Source organism: Mesorhizobium sp. M1A.F.Ca.IN.020.06.1.1, from assembly GCF_004023265.1.
Taxonomy (GTDB): Bacteria; Pseudomonadota; Alphaproteobacteria; order Rhizobiales; family Rhizobiaceae; genus Mesorhizobium.
In genome coordinates this window covers 1-1056 of record NZ_RZSR01001414.1, presented here as the reverse complement: position 1 = coordinate 1056, position 1056 = coordinate 1, and the positions used below count along the sequence as shown (strand labels likewise).

Annotated in this window: 1 protein-coding gene; it reads left to right on the top strand. The window is 59.9% G+C overall.

Translation table 11 applies throughout. From position 1 onward, the window contains the following. A partial coding sequence (gene metG, locus EOA60_RS34470) for a methionine--tRNA ligase (RefSeq protein WP_128312707.1) occupies positions 1 to 1056 on the top strand: 1056 nt, incomplete at both ends.

Sequence of the window (1056 nt, the reverse complement as noted above, 5' to 3'; positions counted from 1 at the left end):
CGCCTATACGGTCATCGCCAGCGACGCGCTGGCCCGCTTCCAGCGTCTCGACGGCAAGGAAGTGTTCTTCCTCACGGGCACCGACGAGCATGGCCTCAAGATGCAGCAGACAGCCGAGAAGGAAGGCATCGCGCCGATAACGCTCGCCGACCGCAATTCGGCAATCTTTCGCTCGATGACCGAGACAGTCGGGGGCTCAAACGACGAATTCATCCGCACGACCGAACAACGTCACTACGCATCCTGCCAAGCGATCTGGAAGGCGATGGCCGCCAATGGCGACATCTATCTTGATCGCTACAGCGGCTGGTATTCGGTCCGCCAGGAAGCCTATTTCGACGAAAGCGAAACCACGCTCGGCGACGACGGCGTACGCCGCGAGCCGCTTGGCTCGCCGGTTGAATGGAACGAGGAGGAAAGCTATTTCTTCCGGCTATCCGCCTATCAGGACAAATTGCTGGCACTTTATGAGAGCCGGCCAGACTTCATCGGTCCAGCGGAGCGCCGTAACGAAGTGATCAGCTTCGTCAAGTCCGGCTTGAAGGACCTGTCGATCTCGCGCACCACTTTCAAATGGGGCGTGCCTGTACCGGGCAACGACAAGCATGTGATGTATGTCTGGGTCGACGCATTGACCAACTACATCACGGCCGCTGGCTATCCCGACACCAAATCCGAGCAATGGCACTACTGGCCGGCGACGCATATCATCGGCAAGGACATCGTGCGCTTCCACGCGGTCTACTGGCCGGCCTTCCTGATGTCGGCCGGCATAGAATTGCCGAAGCGCGTGTTCGCCCACGGCTTCCTGTTCAACCGCGGCGAGAAGATGTCCAAATCGGTCGGCAATGTCGTCGATCCGTTCGCGATGATCGAGCATTACGGGCTCGACCAGGTACGCTATTTCTTCCTGCGCGAGGTGCCGTTCGGGCAGGACGGCAGCTACAGTCACGAAGCGATCGTCAACCGCACCAATGCCGATCTCGCCAACGGCCTCGGCAATCTGGCGCAGCGCTCGCTGTCGATGATTGCAAAGAACTGCGGCGGGGCGGTGCC